Source organism: Serratia sp. CY31944 (assembly GCF_052169175.1).
Lineage (GTDB): Bacteria > Pseudomonadota > Gammaproteobacteria > Enterobacterales > Enterobacteriaceae > Serratia > Serratia sarumanii.
This window is the reverse complement of the sequence record NZ_JBJNLG010000017.1, coordinates 1-20,547: the sequence shown is the minus strand read 5'-3', so window position 1 is coordinate 20,547 and position 20,547 is coordinate 1. Positions and strand designations below refer to the sequence as shown.

Annotated in this window: 14 protein-coding genes; 6 read left to right on the top strand and 8 right to left on the bottom strand. The window is 59.6% G+C overall.

Features of this window, described 5'->3' with window-relative positions:
• Positions 1 to 116 precede the first annotated feature (116 nt).
• The 6 genes from bcsC to bcsR form a co-directional block, all read right to left on the bottom strand.
• Entirely contained in the window at positions 117 to 3,590 is a 3,474-nt protein-coding gene (gene bcsC / locus ACJ8IN_RS17335) for a cellulose synthase complex outer membrane protein BcsC (protein ID WP_308325337.1), read from the bottom strand.
• Positions 3,572 to 4,684 carry a cellulose synthase complex periplasmic endoglucanase BcsZ gene (gene bcsZ, locus ACJ8IN_RS17330; protein ID WP_060427093.1) on the bottom strand — a complete coding sequence of 371 codons (1,113 nt, stop codon included), beginning with the start codon at positions 4,682 to 4,684 and terminating at the stop codon, positions 3,572 to 3,574. The genes bcsC and bcsZ overlap by 19 nt, the downstream gene beginning before the upstream one ends.
• 5 nt (positions 4,685 to 4,689) lie before the next feature.
• The gene (bcsB, locus tag ACJ8IN_RS17325) at positions 4,690 to 6,996 is read right to left on the bottom strand and encodes a cellulose biosynthesis cyclic di-GMP-binding regulatory protein BcsB (protein WP_047569844.1); all 2,307 of its coding nucleotides are present in this window, start codon (positions 6,994 to 6,996) and stop codon (positions 4,690 to 4,692) included.
• 62 nt (positions 6,997 to 7,058) lie between these two features.
• On the bottom strand, positions 7,059 to 9,662 hold the full coding sequence (bcsA, locus tag ACJ8IN_RS17320; protein ID WP_033653998.1) for a UDP-forming cellulose synthase catalytic subunit: 2,604 nt from the start codon (positions 9,660 to 9,662) through the stop codon (positions 7,059 to 7,061).
• Positions 9,659 to 10,399 (bottom strand): cellulose biosynthesis protein BcsQ, encoded by a 741-nt coding sequence (gene bcsQ, locus ACJ8IN_RS17315; RefSeq protein WP_060419897.1) that lies wholly within the window; start codon positions 10,397 to 10,399, stop codon positions 9,659 to 9,661. The genes bcsA and bcsQ overlap by 4 nt, the downstream gene beginning before the upstream one ends.
• 3 nt (positions 10,400 to 10,402) lie before the next feature.
• Entirely contained in the window at positions 10,403 to 10,594 is a 192-nt protein-coding gene (bcsR, locus tag ACJ8IN_RS17310) for a cellulose biosynthesis protein BcsR (protein WP_033649881.1), read from the bottom strand.
• Between the two features lie 189 nt (positions 10,595 to 10,783).
• Here bcsR and bcsE point away from each other — a divergent pair, with 189 nt between their 5' ends.
• From bcsE to bcsG, 3 genes are read left to right on the top strand one after another with little or no spacing between them, the layout of a single operon-like run.
• Complete coding sequence (bcsE, locus tag ACJ8IN_RS17305; RefSeq protein WP_033649882.1) at positions 10,784 to 12,352, top strand: cellulose biosynthesis protein BcsE; 1,569 nt, start codon at positions 10,784 to 10,786, stop codon at positions 12,350 to 12,352.
• Complete coding sequence (gene bcsF, locus ACJ8IN_RS17300; RefSeq protein WP_004934139.1) at positions 12,339 to 12,542, top strand: cellulose biosynthesis protein BcsF; 204 nt, start codon at positions 12,339 to 12,341, stop codon at positions 12,540 to 12,542. Before bcsE ends, bcsF begins: the two co-directional genes overlap by 14 nt.
• Positions 12,539 to 14,194, top strand: coding sequence for a cellulose biosynthesis protein BcsG (bcsG, locus tag ACJ8IN_RS17295; RefSeq protein WP_442519512.1), 1,656 nt, complete (start codon positions 12,539 to 12,541; stop codon positions 14,192 to 14,194). Before bcsF ends, bcsG begins: the two co-directional genes overlap by 4 nt.
• 216 nt (positions 14,195 to 14,410) lie before the next feature.
• Here the strand turns inward: bcsG and ACJ8IN_RS17290 are convergent, their stop codons facing one another.
• Positions 14,411 to 16,603 (bottom strand): extracellular solute-binding protein, encoded by a 2,193-nt coding sequence (locus tag ACJ8IN_RS17290; protein WP_047569851.1) that lies wholly within the window; start codon positions 16,601 to 16,603, stop codon positions 14,411 to 14,413.
• A gap of 365 nt (positions 16,604 to 16,968) precedes the next feature.
• On the opposite strand from ACJ8IN_RS17290, the gene ACJ8IN_RS17285 reads away from it, so the two are divergent.
• The 3 genes from ACJ8IN_RS17285 to ACJ8IN_RS17275 are packed head-to-tail and all read left to right on the top strand — an operon-like array spanning position 16,969 to position 19,781.
• Positions 16,969 to 17,787: an MBL fold metallo-hydrolase gene (locus tag ACJ8IN_RS17285; protein WP_047569853.1), complete on the top strand. Its 819-nt coding sequence runs from the start codon at positions 16,969 to 16,971 to the stop codon at positions 17,785 to 17,787.
• A gap of 11 nt (positions 17,788 to 17,798) precedes the next feature.
• Entirely contained in the window at positions 17,799 to 19,037 is a 1,239-nt protein-coding gene (locus tag ACJ8IN_RS17280) for an MFS transporter (protein ID WP_197846908.1), read from the top strand.
• Positions 19,038 to 19,070: 33 nt separating this feature from the next.
• The gene (locus ACJ8IN_RS17275; protein WP_047569857.1) at positions 19,071 to 19,781 is read left to right on the top strand and encodes an MgtC/SapB family protein; all 711 of its coding nucleotides are present in this window, start codon (positions 19,071 to 19,073) and stop codon (positions 19,779 to 19,781) included.
• A 53-nt stretch (positions 19,782 to 19,834) separates the two neighbouring features.
• Here the strand turns inward: ACJ8IN_RS17275 and ACJ8IN_RS17270 are convergent, their stop codons facing one another.
• Positions 19,835 to 20,371, bottom strand: a complete 537-nt coding sequence (locus ACJ8IN_RS17270; RefSeq protein ID WP_442519511.1) for a hypothetical protein — start codon at positions 20,369 to 20,371, stop codon at positions 19,835 to 19,837.
• Positions 20,372 to 20,547 lie beyond the last annotated feature (176 nt).

Below are 20,547 nucleotides of genomic sequence, written 5' to 3'. Positions count from 1 at the left end.
AGGCAAAACCAAGAAAATCGCGGGTTTCAGTCTTTTCCTAAAGCGAACAAACGCGACCCGGACACAGGGTAACAAAACTCCCCGGTGTCCGACACTCCGAATCTTTCCCCTCCCGGCTACTTGAAGTCGGCGTAAGGCGTCAGCGGCTGCGGCGGCAAATCGAGATCCCCCTGCCAGCCGGCCAGGGAATAGCGCAGATAAATCAACGCGTGGCTCGGCGTATAGTCCTTCGCCTGTTGAATGTCGATACCGGCGCCGAGCGTCCAGTGCGAACTGAGACGGCGTTCGACGATCGCCCGCAGGGTATAACCGACGCCGCTCGAGGAGCTGCCATCCTCAACGGCGAACTTATCGGGCAGCGAATCCGGGATCAGCCCCTGCAGCGGATAGCGGCGCTGGCTGTCGGTTTTCGAATGGGAGAGCGAAACCGAACCGCCCAGCTCCCACGACCAGTTCTCGGTGCGCTGGCGATAGTTGACCGGCAGCGACAGCGACAGATATTGCTGCGGGCTGTAATAGCCGCCCTGCCCCAGCGAATAGCCGCTCAAATCCTTCTGGTAGTGCCACAGCATGGTATTGAGCCCGACGCTCAGGCGGCGATTGTCTTCGTTGATCAGCTTGTAGTAGTAGCCGGCCATCAACCGCTGCCGCTGGTTATCCGCCACGTTCTTGCCGGTAATCTGGTGCGCGCTGAGATCGGCCCACACGCCGTTCGCCTCGCCGCGATCGTAGCTGGCGCTCAGGCTGACGCCGGTAGCGCGCACGCCGCCCCAGGTGATGCCGGTGTTCGGATCCTTGGCGCCGCCGAACGCCAGCAGCGAGCTGGAGATCGGCCGCCGCGAGGCCGCCAGCGTCCAGCCGATGTGGTTCCAGTCGCCGTTGTAGGCCAGCCCGCCGGTCCAGTCGACCACCTCGAAGCCCATCGGCGTCGTACCGATATCGGCGGCCCAACGATCGTTTTTCCAGCCGGCCGCCACGCTGGTGCCGGTGGATTTCTGATGTTCATCGCCGCGGCATCCTTGCGTGTTGCAGGTGCCGAAGGTCTCGTAATAGTGGCCGCTGCCGTCGGTCGAGAAGCGGCCGGCATCCAGCTGCACGGTGTCGGTGCGCAAGAAGGCGCGCCCGTCATACAGCGGCATGTCCACCTGCAGCATGGTGTCATGCGCATTGAAGTCGGAAATACCGCCGGTGCCGCTCGAGCGCCAGTAATCGTGATCGAGCGTGACGTTCACGTCTTGCTGCCGGTACAGATCCGCGGCCTCGGAACGGATGCCGCGTTTCAGCCAGTCGTCGCTCGGATTATTGCGCGTCAAATAGGTGTAGCCGTCATTATCCTGCGGCAGCGTCGGCGTGATGCCGCCGGCCACCATCGCCTGGCGGTAATCCTGCTGCGCCCGCTCCGGCTGCCGCTGCGCCCGTTCCAGACGGGCGGCGTCGCGGTAGATCAGCGCCTTGGTCTGCCCCACGGGCTCCGCGGCCGCCGCCGTTTTCAGCCGACCGAAGATAGCTTCGGCCTGCTGCGGATCGCCGACCGCGCCCCAGGCGTTAGCGATCCGCCGTTGGCTGTTGAGCGAAGCGTCTTGCGGCTGCGGTTCGGTTTTCAGCCGCTGGCGCGCCGCGTCCAGATCCCCCTGCGCCACATAGGCTTCGATCTCGCCCAGCTGCGCATCCGGGTTGTTCGGTTCGCGCCGTTTCACCCGCTGATAGTCGCCCAGCGCCGCCGCATACTCCCCGCGCGCCAGCGCCCAGTCGGCCAGCAGCAAATCGATGCGGGTGTCCGCCGGCTGCCGGCGCAGATAGGCTTCCGCCGCCGGTTCGTCGCCGGCCGCCCGCAGCCGTTCAGCATGTGCAATCACCGCCTGCATTTTTAGCCGCTGCGCCAGTTCGCGCATGTTGTCGTTCCACTGCGCCGCAGGCAGCGTATTGAGCTGCGCCAGCGCCTGGTCGCCGCGATCGCTGCCGGAAAGGTAGAGCGCATAGGCATAGGCCAACTGCGGATTGGCGCGCTGACGCTGCGCCAGCTGCCGGAATAAGGCGTCCGCCTGCTGCGGCTGGCCGGCCTGACGCAGCGCCTGCGCATAGCGATAGGTCAGCCAAACGTCGTCGGGATCCATCGGCTGGGCGCGGCGATAGATTTCCGCCGCCTGCTGCCACTGCTGCTGCGCCGCCAGCGTCTCCGCCTGTTGCTTCAACATATCGAGCCGCAGCCCGTCGAGGGTGCTGCGCAGCTTGGCCTGTTGGCTGTGCGGCAGGCCGTTGAGGTAGGCCAGCGCTTTTTCCGGCGACTGGCGTTGATAGAGATTCACCAGGCCGCGCAGCGCGCTGCCGTTACCGGGATCGCGCCGCAGCGCCTGCTGATAAAACCCTTCCGCCGCAGCGTCATCCTTGCTCGCCACCGCCACATCGCCCAGGCCGATAAACGCATCGCCGTCGCGGTCGTCGAGCTGGCGCGCCTGCTGGTATTTCTGCCTGGCCAGCGCAAGATTGCCGGCCTTCAGCGCCTTGTCGCCTTCGTCTATCGCCAGCCAGTAACTGGTGCTCTTGATCAGGCTTTGCCACTTGCCGCTGTCGTAGCCGTTCGTGTCGGCGGCAAGCGCCTGGCGGAACAGCTTCAACGCCTGTGGGCGGTTGCCGGCGCGCGAATAGGCCTGGCCGAGCGCGCCCAGCACCTCGGCGTCGTTCGGCGTCGCCGCCAGCGCCTTTTGCAACGCCGGAATGGCCGCCCGGCTGCCGCCTTTATCCACCTGCGCCAGGCCGCGCACCCGCGCCTGATACGCCGGATCGGCCAACAGTTTCTGCTGTCTGGCCAGCTCTTCACGGGCGCTGGTCGCCTGATCGCCGGTATCGAACACGCCGAGGAAACGGTTGAGCGCCGCCACGCTTTGCGCGCTGACCGGCATCGCTTTGACCTTGTCCAACCACAGATCGGCGGCATCGCCGCGCCCGGCCGGATCGGCGGCGATCTTCTGCAGCAGCTCATAGGCCTGCGCGTCCTGGTTCTGACTGAACAGCATGCGCGCCAGCGACATGCGCAACGCCACGTTGCCGGAATATTGCTGATCCAGCGCCTGCAGCTGCTTCAACGCTTTCGCCTCCTGCCCCGGCAAGCGCGCCACCAGCCGCCAGTACTCCACTGCCAGCTCGAGCGTCGGCGGCTCGCCGTGGAACAGCGCATCGTACTGCGCCTTGGCCTCCGGCAACCGGCCGGCGGTCGCCATCAGGCGCGCCTGCTGCAGCTTCTGCCGGGTTTCCGGCTGCGTCAGCAGCATGTTCATTTGCGCCTGGCGATAGGCGCTGGACTGCGGCGCGAGGGTTTTTAGCTTGTCCAACTGCTGCTGCGCCAGCGCCATATTGCCCTGCCGCAGCGCCAAACGCATGCGCGCGGCGATCACGTCCGGGTTGTTCGGATCCATCAGCTCTAGCCGGTACAGCGACTGGCGCACCAGATCGTCCTTGTTGCCGGCCTCGCCAATGCGCACCTGTTCCAGCAGCCACTGCTCCGGGGCCACGGCTTCCGCAGCGCGCGCCTGCGGCAGCATCGCCAGGCTCAGCGGAATCAAATTCAGCCAGTTTATTTTGAAGTTGTGCATTGGCCGTCCCACGAGGGTTGCAATTCACCCTGACGATTAAAGCGATAACGTTGTTGATCCCACCCCTGACCGAACAGCGTCAGCGAGGCGCTGAAATAGGCGTCGTCCCCCGGCGGATGTTCGCTGATGCGTTGCCGCTGTGTCGCCAGCGCCTCAGCCTGCGTCGCCAACATCGGCAACATCGAGGCGGAAAAGCCGACCGGGCCGCCGCCGGTGGTTTTGCCGCTGGCGGTATCGGTTTTCTCCGGCGGCACGCCCTGTTTGGCGGTGAGCTGCGCCATCGGCTGAAAACGTTCGAGCAGCGCCGCCTTGTATTCATCGTCGTCCGCCAGCATGCCGGCCCACAGATAAACCCGAATGGCGTCGTAGCTGCCGACGTTCGGCTTGACGGGATCCGGCTGCCAGCCGGCGCCGACCTGCCACACCACCCAGTCCGGCGAGAAACCGTGCGGCGCGGTGTCCAGCCACAGCCGTTGATTGACCTGGCGCATCGCGCGCCACGGGCCGTTCAGCGCCGCAAAACGCGCCAACAGCTGCGGCGGCAGGTAGCTGGGATTCAGCCGCCAGCGATCGTCCGTCACGAACCCGACTTTGCCCGGCAGCAGCATCAGGCCCAGGCCGGGAATGTCGGCCACCTCCTCGCGGCCGATGCGTTGCAACAGCAGCGTTCCCAGGGTTTGATAGCGCCGGCTTTTCCACAGGCGGCCGGCTTCGAGCAGGTTGTAGGCGATCCACAGATCGGCGTCCGACGCCGAGTTGGCGTCCAGCACCTTCCACTGTTTGTCGTCGCTCTCGCCCCACAGCCAGGCGGGCAAACGGGCGCTGAGATCGCCCGCCGCCAGGTTGTTCTCCGTCCAGGCCAGCAGCAGATCGAAGGTCGGCCGGTCATTGGCCACCAGGGCGAAGAACAGGCCGTAGCTCTGCCCCTCGGAGGTGGTGATTTTGTTCGGGCTGCTCGGATCGATCACCCGCCCCTGCGGGCTGATGTAGAACTGCTTGTACTGTTGCCAGCCCGGCCACTCGCAGGCCGCCGCGGCGCTGAAGGCGCACAGCAGCAGCATGCCGAGCGACAGGCGTTGCAGCATGGCGTTCACCGCCGTCAATCCCGATCTTCAGGCGCCAGACGACGCCGGCTGAAGGCCTTCAGGCCACGCCACAGCATCAGCCCCAGGATCACCACCAGCACCACCGCGATCACCGCCAGCAGCACCGGATGGGTGGAGAGGGCATACCACAGCCGCTCCCACCACGGCAGGTGGCCGACATAGTAAATATCGCCGACGCGCAGGCTGTTGACCCCCGATTCGCGGATCACCGCCACCGAGCCGAATACCGCGGCGCGCTTGCCGCTGTCCAGCAGGGCATTGTTCAACAGCTCATAGCCGCGCGGGCTGTCCGCCAACAGCGCCACGATGCTGCGCTGGTCGTTGAACGGCGACTGCACGCCAATGATCGCAGACATCGCCCCCTCGGAGCTGACGGCAGTCTTGCTGTCCGGCCGGGTGTCCTCCGCCAGTGCTTCCGCGCTGGGCAGCGGCGGCTGCCGCGTCGGCTGTTTCACCCAGCTTTGGGTCGCGTCCACCAGCAGGCTGATTTTCTTGTCGTCGCGCAGCTCCGGCGGAATGGTGCCGACCATCAGGATATCGTCGTCGCGATCCTTGGCCTGCGACCAGTCATCGCTCAGCGTGAAGGCCAGCGCCGGGTAGCCGGTTTGCGCGCCGATCACGCCCAGCGCGTTCAGCAGCGCGCTGACCTGCGCCGGCTGCGGTTTCTGATTCACCAACACCAGCGTTTGCGACAGATCCGCCAGGCGGCTGAACGGGAAGCCGGCGTTGGCGAAGGCGCGCAGATCCGGCATCGCCATAAAGTGGCGGTAGCCGGAGAAATCGATGGTGGACGCGCCGTCGATCACCGCGTGGTTTTGCGTGAAGGAGTAGGTTTCACAGCGCCCTTCCGCGCCGCTGGCCAGCAGCGTGGTGTAGTCGAAGTCAAAGCGCAGCTGGTTGGTGGCCCCCAGCCGCAGCGCCGGGATATTGACGTTCTTGTCGGAATCGAGCAGCCCCTGCGTCAACGGCAGGCGCAGCAGCTGCGCGCCCTGCTCGTGCTCCGGCACCAGCGAGTAAGCCTGCACGAACTGGTTGTTCAGGCTGACGCTCAGCCGCGAACCGTCCTGAATGCGCGGCGCGGTGTAACGGTATTTCAGGTGCATGTCGATGCCGGTGCTGCGGATCAGGAACAGATCCGGCGGCAGGTTCATGGTCAGCGAAATAGGCCCGGGCTCGATGCCGCTGGTTTGCAGCTGCTCGGCGTACTGCTGCAGCTCGGCGAAGGTCATCGGCCGATCGGTGCGCACCCAGTTCGGCGCGTCGTACGGCTGGCGCGGCGCCAGCTGTTCCACCTTGTCCACCGTTACGTTCTGGCCGCGGAACAGGATGTTGCCCTGCGCGATGCCCTTCACCGCGGTGATCAAATCGTTGTCGTCACGCCCCTGAATCAACAGCAGTTTGACGTACGGATTATCCGGATGGCTGATCATCTCCACCGTCGGGCCGTTGACCGCCGGATAATCGCGCAGGAAATCCGGGCGCTGCGAGTTGGTGGCGAACACCACCGCGTGCTGCGTCGGCAGCGCATTGTACAGCGTCGGGAAGGATTGCCCGCGCCACTGCGCCTTGCTGCCGAACCAGGACGCCAGAATGCCCGCCGCACGCTGCTGGGCGAGATCCGGCTGGCCGGCGAACACCATCGGCAGCGTCAGCGGCCGATTATCGCGGCTGTCGAAGAACGGCTCAGGGAAGTGCGACAGCTCGTTTTTCACCGGCAGCGTCTGGAAACGCAGCTTCAGCGCGCTGGACTTGCTGACGTCGAGCCACAGCGAGGTGCTGGCCGGGTTTTCGCAGATATTTTGATAATGGCCGACGAACACCAGCCGAACGCGGTTAAAATCGGTGATATAACGCGGATCGATCGCCATCTGGATGCGATTGGGCTTGCCCAGCTGCTCCTTGGCGATCGTGGTCACGCCCATCAGCTCGTCGTTCAGGTAGACCTTGACGTGCGACTCCACCGGGATCAGCGCCGGCGATGGCGTAAACTCCATATCGAGCATCGCCTGCGAGACCACCTCGTCGCTGCGCACGCCGAATTCGATCTGCCCGTCCGGCCGGGTGCCGCGCAGAACAAAGGTGCCCGGCGGCGGCGCTATCTGCGCAAACGACAGCGACACGTCGCGCACCGGCGCATTCGGATCCTGCGGCGCGGCGGTTGGCGGTGGCGCGATCGCCGTATCGGCCGCCGCGGCGATCGGCGGCTGGGCCGCCACGGTCGGCGCGGTGGCGGTTTCGGCCTGCGACAGGGTGCTGATGCCTAAGGCCAGAGCAGTTAACCAGGTTATTTTTCTCGTCATCGTATCATCATCAATGTTGGAGCCTGTTCACCGGGCGAGTGAGCGGGCGGTTGAACTCGCAGCTAACCCACTGTTTCTTGTTGACCCAAGGTCGGATCCCTGCCGACGCCGCGCGGAATAAACGACACGACCCAGGCGGTCAGCGAGGTAACCCCGACCAGCAGACCGCGCACCAGCGGCGGCGCGTAGTCCGCCATGCGCACATACCCCCGGAAGCCCAGCGCCAGCACGTCGCGCAGGCTTTCGATCGGCCGGTCTTCGGGGAACCCGTCCTGCCACAGCGCCCAGGTATCGGCGCGGGCGAAGGTGCACTGAATGAAATCGATGTGTTCGCGGGTGGAGAGGTCGACCAGGCGCACCCCCACCTTGTTGCCGAAGGCGCGCGTCACCACGCAGGGGAAGCTGTACTCCTGCTGGCCGCGCTTGAGCAGCAGCGAGAGCCTGTCGCCGTCTTTCAACGCGTTTTCCACCCGCATCTCAATGCCCACGCCGCCGTCGGAGTAATCGCGCAGCGTGCAGGGATACAGATGGCCGTCGGCGCGCGCGATCGCCGCCGGCATGGCGATTTCCACGCGGTGCGCCTGACGCACCTGCTTGGCCTCCACCGCCACCGCCACCGCGCCGCCGAGAATCGTCATGTTGTACAGCACCCACACCAGGCTGATGATCACCGTCATCACCTCGTCCGTCGGGCCATAGGCCAACCGCCAGACGCCGAACGCCAGCCCGGCCAGGTTCAGGATCACCAGGAACATGTAAGGCCGGGTGATCACCCAGTCGACGTGCTCCTCCTCCACCAGCCCGCCCTTGGCGGTGACGTTGAATTTGCCCTTGTGCGGATTGAACAGCGCCACCGTCGTCGGCCGCGCGATATACCAGGCCAGCACCGTTTCATAGATTTCGCTCCAGAACGAATGGCGGTATTTCCCCTGGATACGCGAGTTGGTCAGGCTGGCGTGGATCATGTGCGGCAGCACGTAAAGCGCGATCGCCAGCGCCGGCGCGAAGATGATGTAAGCATGCAGCAGCAAAAACGCCAGCGGCGCGGTGAGGAAGATCAGCCGCGGAATGCCCGACAGGAAGTGCAGCATGGCGTTGGCGTAGCACAGGCGCTGCGCCAGTTTCAGCCCCTTGCCCAGCAGCGGGTTGTCCAGCCGGAAGATCTGCACCATGCCGCGCGCCCAGCGAATGCGCTGGCCGATGTGCGCCGACAGGCTCTCGGTCGCCAGCCCGGCGGCCTGCGGAATGCGGATATAGGCCGAGGTGTGCCCGCGCCGGTGCAAGCGCAGCGAGGTGTGGGCGTCTTCGGTGACGGTTTCCACCGCGATGCCGCCGATTTCGTCCAGCGCGCTGCGGCGCAGGATGGCGCAAGAGCCGCAGAAGAAGGTCGCATCCCACATGTCGTTGCCGTCCTGCACCAGCCCGTAGAACAAGGTGCCTTCGTTGGGCGTCTGGCGGAAGCGGCCGAGGTTGCGCTCGAACGGATCCGGCGAGAAGAAGTGGTGCGGGGTTTGCAGCATCGCCAGCTTTTTGTCTTTGAAGAACCAGCCCATGGTCAGCTGCAGGAAGGAGCGCGTCGGCACGTGGTCGCAGTCGAAAATCGCCACGAACTCGCCGGTGGCCTGCTTCAGCGCGTTGTTGATGTTGCCGGCCTTGGCGTGTTCGTGGGTCGGCCTGGCGATGTATTTCACCCCCACTTCGGCGGCGAACGCCCGGAATTCGGGGCGATTGCCGTCGTCGAGGATATAGATATTCACCTTCTCTTTCGGCCAGTCGATGCCCAGCGCCGCGTAGATGGTGGGCTTCACCACCCCGAGATCTTCGTTGTAGGTCGGCACCATCAGATCGATGGTCGGCCAGCTGGCGCTATCGGCGGGCAGCGGCACCGGCTGGCGATTAAGCGGCCAGATGGTCTGGAAATAGCCCAGCACCAGCACCACCCAGGCGTAGGTTTCCGCCACCAGCAGCAACAGGCCGCACACCAGGCTTAGCGGGTCGTCCCAGTTCAGCGTGGCGGTATAGCGCCACCACAGGTAGCGACAGGAGACGGTCAGCGACAGCACGATCAGCATCAGCGCGGGCAAACGCCCCGGCACCCGGCGCACCACCATCGCGATCCCCCACAGCAGCAGGACGAACACGAACTGCGCCGGCAGATCGAACGGTTGCGAGATGCACAGCATGGCGAGGATCGCCGCCAGCACGCTGACCAGAATAAACAGCGCGCGCCGCATGCCACGGTTCATGCGGCCGAGGCGCTCCACCGAGCGCTGTTCCACGCCGGCGTTCTTCAGCCGCTGCGGCAGGCCCTGCAGCCAGTCGGCATAGCGCTGCTGCAGGCGGCGCCAACCGGCGAAATAGTCGCGCTGCACCGGCGCGCGGCCGCTGCGAAACAGCAGCAGCCACAGCCCCTGTAGCAGATAACGCAGCGCATCCGCCGGGCGCGGGCGTTCGGCGGACAGATGCGGGAACCAGTAAGCGCGGCCGGTACGCACGCGCTGCCAGGCCGGCGACTCGAAGCGCAGCAGCAGCCAGCCCAACGCCACCAGCAGCGTGGCGAAAAAGGCGGTCAGCGCCGATGCGCCATTGCGGCGATAGCCGCGGTAGCGCGTCTGAACCGCCTGACGCACCGGCGGCACCAGCAGCAGGCTCAGCACCCGGCTCATGGCGCAACGCCCCGTTTGAGATTGATCAGGCACCAGTTGGCCAGCGTCAGCACTTCATCCGCCGCCAGGCTCTCGGGGCGGTACTCGCCCAACGGCTGTTTGACCGCCAGCGCTTCCGCCAACGCTTCGTCGCGGTGGATCACCACCGGCAACAGGCCGCTCAGCGTTTGCAGCCACAGCTGATGCAGATCCTGCTGCAGCTGGCTGGCGGAGGAGTAGTGATTGACCAAGAAACGGCAGTCGTTCGGCAGCGTCTGCTGATGGAGCCGCACCTGGCAGTTGGCGTCGGGGTTCAACAGCATGAACACGCAATCGGCAAGCTGCAGCGCCTGCTGCGCCAGCACGCCGTCCCCGACCGGGACATCCAGCAGGATCCAGCGCTGCGGATCGCCGGCGATCAGCTGGCGCACATTGTCGCGCCAGCGTTCCGGCTGCTCCCGACACTGACGCTGTACTTCCAGCCGTTCCGCCGCATTCAGGCGGCCAAAGGGCAGAAAGTCGAGGTTTTCACAATAACGCAGCGCGCCTTCCTGCCAGCCGCCGCCATCCCGCTCCGCGCGAGCCCAGCCGCGCGCCAGCTCGAACGGCGTGTTGAAATGCAGGCGCAACAGATTATCCGGCGTGAAATCGATCGCCAACACCGACTCACCCAGCTGCTGCAACGCCCAGGCGAGCGCCGCCGTGACCGACGTCGTCCCCATTCCACCCCGCAACCCTTGCAGCGCGATCACCGGCATAGATCAATGGCTCCCCGTGGTCTGCGCCAATTCGGCCAACAGTGGCCAGCGCGTCATCATTTGCGTTAACCGCTCCTGCCGGGAAATATCGACATAGCTTAATTTCGGCAATGAAAAAGCTTGGCTGAGCGCCTGCAGGTCATCCTGGCTCTCCCCAGGCGCCGCTGCACGAAAATGGGTGGGTGCGTTATTCATTCTTCCGCCTTGGCGAAAATAGGCTATGTTAATTAACTATAGCAACGATACAAAAAGAGAGAGGCAATAAGATGATTCTCAACAAATATTGTTGCAGAGCGTAGGAGATTTGTTATTGCCAGAGTAAAAATGGCTATCTTTATATATAAACGCCTTTAGTCGGCTTTCAACGAAAGTAGAACACATCCTATGGCGCACTCTTTTTCTCTAGGCATTCGGCAGATTTGGGAAGAGCTGTCGGTGATGCAGGCCCCCGGGCTTTATTGGATCAATATCGACAGGCAAAGCGACGCCGCGCTGCTGTGTCGCCAGGTCATTGCCGCCCAGCCGGCCACCCGCAAAGTCGCCCTGATCTGCAGCGGCGACAAACCCGATCGCCTGTTGGCCGAGCTGGCTTCGCCTGCTTTGCAGAAGCTGCCGCTGTATCAATTACCGGAGAAAAAAGCCGCGCTGACGCAGTTGAGCGACGATCTGATGCGCGCCCTGCGGCCGCAAAATCGCTTACTTATCCTGCTGGCCCACGCCAGCCTGTGGCAAACCTTCACCACCGAAGAGCTGCGCGAGTGGACGCGCGCCCTCGCCGCCTGGCTGCGGCGGCAGGGCTGCACGCTGTTGATCCTCAGCCACGGCGGCGGCATCAATAAGCTCAAAGGGCAGCTCAGCGCGCAGCATCGCATCCTGAACGGCCTGTCCAGCCTGCAATGGCAACAGGACAGCGCGCAATATCTGGTGAACTGGTGGAGCACCGAAAACGGCATCAACGCCAATCAGCTGCTGACGCTGTACGCCGCGGAAGGCGGCTGGCAGGGTGAGGATGAAAACAGCCAACCCTCCCCCACCGCCTTGCGCAGCGATGAAGGCCTGTATCTGGCCGAGCGCAGCATCCTGGAAGGCGCGCCGCCGCTGTCCGCCAACTGGCAGCTGCTGGAGAGCAACGACGAACTGGCGCAGCACGGCATGCTGAGACTCTCGGCGACGTTGATTTTCGCGCTGTACCAAAGCGACCAAATCGATCACCTGGCGCACCAGATCCACACCCTGCGCCGCAGCCGCGGCAACGGCCTGAAAATCGCGGTGCGCGAGATGAGTGCCAGCCTGCGCTACAGCGACGAGCGGCTGCTGCTGGCCTGCGGCGCCAACCTGATCGTGCCGCACGTCGCGCCGCTGTCGCGTTTTCTGACCATGCTCGAGGGTATTCAGGGGCAGCGCTTCTCGCGCCATGTGCCCGCCGACATCGATGCGCTGCTGGCCGGCTTGCGCCCGCTGCAGCTCAAAGGCTATATGCGGCCGGAACCGTTCAGCCAGGCGGTGCTTTCGCTGATGGGCAACACGCTGCTGCCCGAGGACGGCAAAGGCGTGATGGTGGCGCTGCGGCCGGCCACCGGCCTGCGCGCCGAACAGGCGATGACCCTGTGCCACCTGCGGCGCTTCGGCGACGTGATGACCGTGGTGCAGGGGCGGCTGGTGCTGTTTCTCTCCACCTGCCGCATCAACGATTTGGATACCGCGCTGAGGTTCATCTTCCGCCTGCCGGTGGATGAAGCCTTCAGCAACCGGGTGGTGTGGCACCAGGACGTCGATATCATTTCGGAAATCAAACGTATGGCTCAGGGGCGCTGGCAGATTTCGGCCACCGGCACCGCCGGCGCCGCGCCGCGCCCCCGCGAGACGGCGGCCGAGGCGCCCGCAGAACGGCGGCAGCCGGTCGCCTTCACGCTGACGCTTGGCCCGCAGGAGGAACCGCATGCTGAACCTTAACGACATCGTGCAACTGATCCTGCTGTGCGCGCTGATCTTCATCCCGCTGGGCTACGCCTTTCACCGGCGTTTTCCGCATTTGCGTCAATACTGGCAAAACCTGTTGTTATCGCCGCGCTATTTGAAATCCGCCGGTTTGTGGGTGCGCACAGGCTCCTCATCTCAGATTAAACGTAAGAAGCAGCCATGAATCCAAACTCGAAGACGCAATCCGATAACGCTCTGTGGCGCTACTGGCGTGGGCTGGGCGGTTGGAACCTCTACTTTCTGGCCAAATTCGGCCTGCTGTGGTTCGGCTACCTGAACTTCCACGCGCTGCCGAACCTGGTGTTCATGGCGTTTCTGCTGATGCCGATCCCGTCGCAGCGCCTGCATCGCTGGCGCCATTACCTCGCCATTCCGATGGGCATCGCGTTGTTCTACCACGACACCTGGCTGCCGGGCATCAACAGCATTCTCAGCCAGGGTTCGCAGCTGGCCGGCTTCAGCGCCCAGTACCTGCTGGAGCTGATCGGCCGCTTTATCAACTGGCAAATGATCGGCGCGGCCTTCGTGCTGTTTATCGCCTACCTGTTCGTCGCGCAGTGGGTGCGCGTCACGGTGTTCACCGTGGCGGCGCTGGTGTGGCTCAATATCGTCAACATCGCCGGGCCGGCAGTCTCGCTGCTGCCCGCGACCTCCACGGCCGCGGCCGGCGGCGCCAATACGCCGGCCACGTCTGCGCCGGCGGCGGGGGATGCTGCGCCGGCAGACAGCCTGCCGCCGACCAGCGCCAACCTGACGGCCTACCTGAACCAGTTCTACGAGCGAGAAAAAGGCCGCACCACCGCGTTCCCGGCCAGCTTGCCCGCCGATGCCCAGCCGTTCGATCTGCTGGTGATCAACATCTGTTCGCTGGCCTGGGCCGATATGGACGCGGTCAACCTGCAAAATCACCCGCTGTGGTCGAAGATGGACATCATGTTCGACAACTTCAACTCGGCCACCGCCTACAGCGGCCCGGCGGCCATCCGTTTGCTGCGCGCCAGCTGCGGCCAGCTTTCGCATCGCGATCTGTATCAGCCGGTGAACCAGCAGTGTTACCTGTTCGACAACCTGGCGAAGCTCGGCTTCAAGGAACAGCTGATGCTCGATCACTCCGGGGTGTTCGGCAACTTCCTGAAAGAGCTGCGTGAACAGGGCGACATGCAGGCGCCGCTGATGTCGCAGGCCGGCATCGGCAACGAGCTGACGTCGTTCGACGGCGAGCCGATTTATAACGATCTCGAATTGCTGACCCGTTGGCTGGATCAGCAGCAAAAAGGCGGTGACGGCCGCACCGCCACCTTCTTCAACGTCATCCCGCTGCACGACGGCAACCGCTTCGTCGGCTCCAACAAGAGCGCCGACTACCCGTCGCGCGCGCAGAAGCTGTTCGATCAGCTGAACACCTTCCTCGATCAGTTGGAGAAATCCGGCCGCAAAGTGGTGGTGGTGATCGTGCCGGAACACGGCGCGGCGTTGGTGGGCGACAAGATGCAGATGTCCGGCCTGCGCGACATTCCCAGCCCGAATATCACCCATACGCCGGTCGGCATCAAACTGGTGGGCATGAAGGCGCCGCATCAGGGCAGCCCGCTGCAGATCAAAACGCCGAGCAGCTATCTGGCGCTGTCTGAACTGGTGTCGCGTCTGGTGGACGGCAAGGTCTTCAGCGAACCCAGCGTCGACTGGCAGGCGCTGACCCTGGGGCTGCCGCAGACCCCGGTCATCTCCGAAAACGACAACGCCGTCGTGATGCTGTATCAGGGCAAGCCCTACATTCGCCTGAACGGCGGCGACTGGGTGCCATATCCGCAATAAGCGCAGCCTCATTCACCCAAAGCACGCCGTCGGCGTGCTTTTTTATTGGGTTTTTATAATAAAAATGGCGAACGCTATCGGCCGAAATAAACTTATTAACAGCAACCTGCTGAATTCTATTATTCGATTATTATTATCGTGCGAATATTCTTAATAAATTAACCCACTTCAGTGCAAGACTCGTGTGTCAACGCAGTTCTGAAGTTGCTCGTGTGTTTAAGGAGCGCCCGTCGAATTTTGCAAAACGCGTAGTTTACTATTGATATAGTTAATAGCCTCTATTGGTTTCATAGACTTATCGAGAGATTTCATCACACCTTGGCCGATGATCAACTCTATCTGATGCAGGTTTACGCCTTTACCGTCCGGTAAAGAAGACTCTCTTACCCCCTGATATCCCACCGCTCTCACCAGACGCAGCCACGGGTGACTATGAATGATGCGTGGATTGTCATAAATCGCCGGATGAGCGCTATTTCCGCCCAATAAAGCGATCTGTTCCGATATTTCACGTGAAAATAGCCAGTCGAAAAATACCGCGATTTGCCTGTCCTTTCGACTATGGCGTGACACCCCTAGCGAGCCTCCGCCCAGCATGGGTACATTGCCCGGCACCGGCGCATATCCCAGAGAAGGGGCGACAGGACTATGGGCTACATCGTTGAACAAGTTCATGAAAACATTCAACATCGCCACTCCATCCTGTTCAAAAAGTGCCAGAGACTCACTCCACCAGCCGCCGGGCAGTTCACGGACGTGGTTAAACTGGCCGATATACTGCTCCAACGCCCTGCAGCCAACCACAGGCTCTAACTGCGGCCCCATCTCGTCTCGCATTAAATGGCCGGAAAGGGCGTAATAGCGCAGCAGAAACTCCGTAGCAATAAGCCTGGGATTGCCCGTTATCGCACAAGCCCCCATAGGACGCATCCGGTTTCCCGGCTGATGCAACCTGGCAAAAAAAGCCGACACCCTATCAAAATCAGAGAAATTTTCCGGCACGCGGAGTTCGTCGCCGAACTGCTCGTAAAACATCCTTTTGATTACGGGGTCTTCGAGCAGATCCCGACGATAAAACAGCAGTTGAATACTGGGATCAAAAGGCAACGCATAGGCAGTCCCGCCGCAAAAGATATATTTCTCCAACGCTTGGCCAGAGAAACGCGTCGCCAGCGACGCAACCCCGTCACCAAGGGTGACCAATGGCCGCATCAAACGAGGAGCCAACCAAGCCAAAACGGCGACATCGACGCGAAAAATATCGATATCGCGCTGTTGATCCGGCTCTTCCAGCAGGTGGAACATTTCATCGTAGGAGTAAGTCGTAATATTGACGTCGATGCCACTTTGCCGACGAAAGCCGGGCAGAAGCTTATTGAGAGCCGTAATGGAAGGGTTGGCCAACGATGCGAAATGCAAAACATGCCGTGATATTTCACGCTGGAACAGCAAAGATTTAGCGGCCACGTCGAACCCTTTATTGCCCGTACCCGGTTGCTCCGGCATGCTTCGCGGCAAAGCGTTCAGAAAACCGTCGCCAATGCCGTACCCCAACTGCATCGCATCCAATTGATAACAGTGCAGATTGTCTTCTCCGCCTTTCGCTCCGCCACTCAGGACGTACAGTGCCGGACAGGCCAGTTCACTGCCCAGACGACAGGCCGCCCTGAGATCGTCGGCTTTTTCGCTATCCATAGCGACGATCGCATCAAAAGGCTCCGCCGCAAAAAACGCAAACGCGGTGCGGTAACTCTCAGCTTGGCTGCTGCTGTATATTGTCAACGTGCTTTCAGGGCGCAGAAGCGCCAAACGCGTTTGCAACGCAGACGCAAATTGCTCGGCATACGGATATCGGCGCTCTTCGCAGAACAAGCCGATTCGACTTGCGGAAGAAACCGCGAGCTCTTGCGCAATGTCATGGGCAGCCTGTACGAAATCCGGCGACACGAAGCGCTCTGCGCCTTCGGGTTGGCGATAAACAAAGACGATCTCGGCCCCATCCTGCCCCAACAAATCGTAATAGTCGGCAGCCTGGGGCAGACAGGAAACGCTGACGACCAATCGATATTGCTTCGCCGCCAACATTTGCAAGATCCGTCGTTCGTTTTGCTCACGATCGTCGGTCAGATAAAGGGCCACCTCTGCCTGCAGCGATAGCGCCTGAGTAATGCCGGTATAAAAAGAACCGTAGCGCTCGGAAGTGATATCGGGCAACACCACGGCAATTCCCGTGCCTTTCCCGGCCCGCAACTCCCGCGCCTGCGCATTGGGTTTATAGTCAAGCTGTCGGGCGGCGTCCATGACCGCGTTGATTTTCTTGACGCTGACGTTCCCCCGACCATTCAGTACATTCGATACGGTGCCGTGAGAGACGCCGGCCAACCTGGCTATGTCCTTGATTGTAGGCATTGTTGGATCTTAGCTTGCGGATGGAGTCATGACAGGATTCTATACTGAAGCACAATAGTCGATCAAATAAGCGACCGGCTTCACACCAACACTCTGATCAACGATGACCGGCGTGTTTAGCGATACCACCACTCTACTTTCATTCATAATTCACATTTAGAATAAATAGCTGCATGAATGCAATGGATAAAGCCATTCTCTTCTGGAAAACCCCGCCGAACACATCTAACTGATAAATAACAAGAATAAAAAATCAATTTGATTGAAATCACGAAAACAGAATGAAAAATTTGCAAAAAAATCTACCGGAAATAATGATTGGTACGTTCCAATAAACATCAAAAAAAAATAAAAATGGAGAGAAAATGAAAATTCACTTTCTGGGCTCTTCCTCATCTGAAGGAATACCTAACCCATTCTGCCGTTGCGACCTGTGTCTGCAAGCTCACGCGATGCAAGGCAAAGACATTCGCACTCGTTCTTCAGCGCTTATCGATGACATCTTATTAATCGACATGGCGCCAGAGTTCAGTTATCAAATCATGCGCGACGCTATTGATGCGACAAAAATTACTGATTTGCTGTTCACGCATACACACGCCGACCATTTCAACGTTGGCGAGCTTTTTAGCCGTATGGAAGGTTTCGGCCACCATATTGAACATCCATTAACCATTACCGGCAACGACCGGGCCATCAATGGCTGTCTCGACATGCTGCCGAATTACAGCCGGGAGCGATTTCGCTTTATCTGCCCGCCGCCCCTCACTACCGTCGAACGCCACGACTACCGCATCACTCCGCTGCTCGCCAACCACGCGCCCTGGGAGTTTTGCTACGTCTATTTTATTGAGAAAGAAGGGAAAAAAATATTTTACGGCCATGATTCGGGCTGGTTCCCAGAGGCGACCTGGCAATGGTTGGAGAGAAAACGTGCCGACCTGGTCGTTCTTGAATGTACCTATGGGTTTACTCAAAACGCACGTTCAGACAACCACATGAGCATAGAAACCATTTTTGCCGCACAGCAGCGATTACAAGATTCTCAGGCGCTGCACCCAAATGGCGAAATAGTCATTTCGCATATTTCACATAACGTGAACCTGTTGCACCACCAATTAGTCGAGTTGTTTGATGAGCGCAATATCAGGATCGCCTACGACGGGCTGAAAATAGAAATATAAAAGGAAATAACATGAAAAATAATAAGATACCTCGTTTGGTCGTCATGATGTACCTGCAATATTTCGTCCAAGGTGCCTGGAACATGACCATGGGATTGGTCTTAAGCAGCGTGGGGCTTTCCGCCATCATCGGAGATGCGTACGCTTTGCTGGGCATCGCAACGCTCATCTCCCCGCTGTTTATCGGGCTCGTCGCCGACCGTTTTATCCCTTCGCAAAAAGTGATGGCGGCGCTGCATTTGGTCAATGCGGGCGTTTTACTGCTGGTACCGCAATACATTGAAGTACAAAACACCACGATGATTTTGCTGCTGATTTTCTTCGTTGGTTTAATTTTCTATCCCACGACGGCGTTGGCCAACAGCATTAGCTTCCGCCATATCGACGGTGTGCAACTGTTCCCAGTGATCCGCGTTTTCGGCACCTTCGGCTTTATGTCCATCGGTTTTCTGCTCGGTCAACTCGGCCTCTCCGGTAGCACGACGACCTGGTATATCGCCTCAGGCACTGCGGCCTTACTGGGCATTTACTGCTTCACACTGCCCAATACGCCGCCGAAAGAACGGAAACAAAGTTTCACGCTGCGCGAGCTACTGTGCCTCGACGCATTGTCCCTGTTCAAAGATAAGTATTTCGCCATTTTTATGGCCAGCACCTTTGTCTTGATGATCCCCAAAACGGCTTATTCCGCCTATATTCCGGTTTTTCTGAAATCTTTGGGCTTCGACAACGCCGCAACCATGATGCAAGCAGGTACCGTGATGGAGGTCTTGTTCATGTTTGTCCTGTCGGCGTTTTTACTGCGTTTTGGCTTTAAAACGGCCATTCTGCTGGGCGCGATCTGCTGGATTCTGCGCTCATTGCTGCTTTCCTACTCCGCGCTGCATGTCGATATGGCCTACGTCCTTGCCGCATTGATGCTGCAGGGCCTTTGCTGGGATTTCTTCTTCACCGCGGGAGACATCTATGTCGATAGCAAAGCCAAGGAAGAAATTAAGGCTCAGGCGCAAAGCTTGCGCTTTATCGTCTCCAACGGCCTCGGTCTGTTTTTTGCCTCGGCTGTCTGCGGCCAAATATTTAACGAAACGGTGACCGTTTCCAGCACTTCCGCCGCCGCGCTTCCGCAATGGGCGACATTCTGGCTTTACCCTGCCGTTGTTGCCGCCGGTGTTTCGTTGTTCTTCCTGGTGTTCTTTAAAGACGACACGCTGCGAAGGAAACAAATCGCCACCGAACCGGCCAAACGCTAAACCAAACGGGTAAAGGAACGAAGAGAAATAGCCATGGATATTATGCTGTACATCAGAGACGCGGTATATCCACACTGGGAAATCGCGGCCAAACTGTTGGCCGCCTTTTTACTCGGCGGGATCATCGGCCTGGAAAGGGAGTCCAAAGGGAAACCCGTAGGTTTTAAAACCTGCGTGATCATCGCAACAGCCAGCTGCATGCTCACGATAGTGTCCATTACTTCTGCCGAACATTATGCCGAGTTAGCCAGCAACATTCGTACGGATCCCATGCGGCTGGCGGCGCAGGTCATCAGCGGCGTCGGTTTTATCGGCGCCGGCGTAATCCTGCACCGCCGTGATGATGCCATTTCAGGTCTGACAACCGCCGCTATCGTTTGGGCATCAGCGGGGATCGGCATTGCCTGCGGCGCAGGATTCTATCTCTATGCGCTACTGGTCACCCTCTTGTTTTTACTGTCTATAAAGTTAAGCCCCGTCGTTTCCCATCTTCATTTCAGATACGGAGCCGTAGGGAAAATTAAAGTCAAAATAATTATTTTGAACAAAGAGGGTCTCAACGAAGTCATCACTGAAATGAAGAAAAACAAGTATCTGGTCGATGGTTTGACAATCAGGGATATCAAAAAAGACCTGATTGAGATCAATATGAAGGTATCCCTGCGGCGTAAGACCTCGCTGAGTGAACTCTATAGCACGCTTAAGGCTCTAGCCTCGGTGCGCGCCGTCGCGTTGGAATATTGAAAAACTCACGGTGGACCACAAATCCACCATGAGCTGTCATGATTATTTATAGATCAGTTACTTCTAATATAATCAATAATCCATAAAAAATCCTTTTTCGGCGTGCCGTCACTGTCATAAGCGCCCGCACCAGACTTCAGCACATAGCAAGTGCTCGTACCGCCAGGACAGTAACTGTCTTTTCTTCCCAACAAGAATGAACCATAACCATTGCTCGCTCTTATTGCATGGAAATTTCTATCACCCACTTTTTTCTTGTCCAGTTTAGCTGTATCTATAGTAATGACTTCCCAATAAAATTTGTCCTTATTCTCATAGGTTATGACATAATCATCTTCCGATTTATCCATTCGTCCATAATACGGCTGCAGTAAACCATCTCCAGCCGGCCCCCTGAAAATATACTTCCGATAGATACCGTAGTCGCTGGGTGCCAACCATCGAAGAGAAAAGTGCATCACGTGAGAGATATTAGGATTTGAAACACTGTATTTGTCCAGCTTTGCATAGTAATATGACGAACCTGAATACAGATTCAGATATGTTCTTGCCCCTTTATCATCACTGGAGAAGTCCCCCAGATTCCTCAATGCAACATTATCCCCTCGAACAGGTAAAGATATATCGTCACCATGATAAACCTTAATAGCGGAATCTATACTCCAACGCCCATTCTTTTCGTTATCATCTAAATATAAATAGTTGTCGTTACTTAACTATAAATTAGAAATAGATGAAATAATAAAGACCACTGAAAGACCACCTA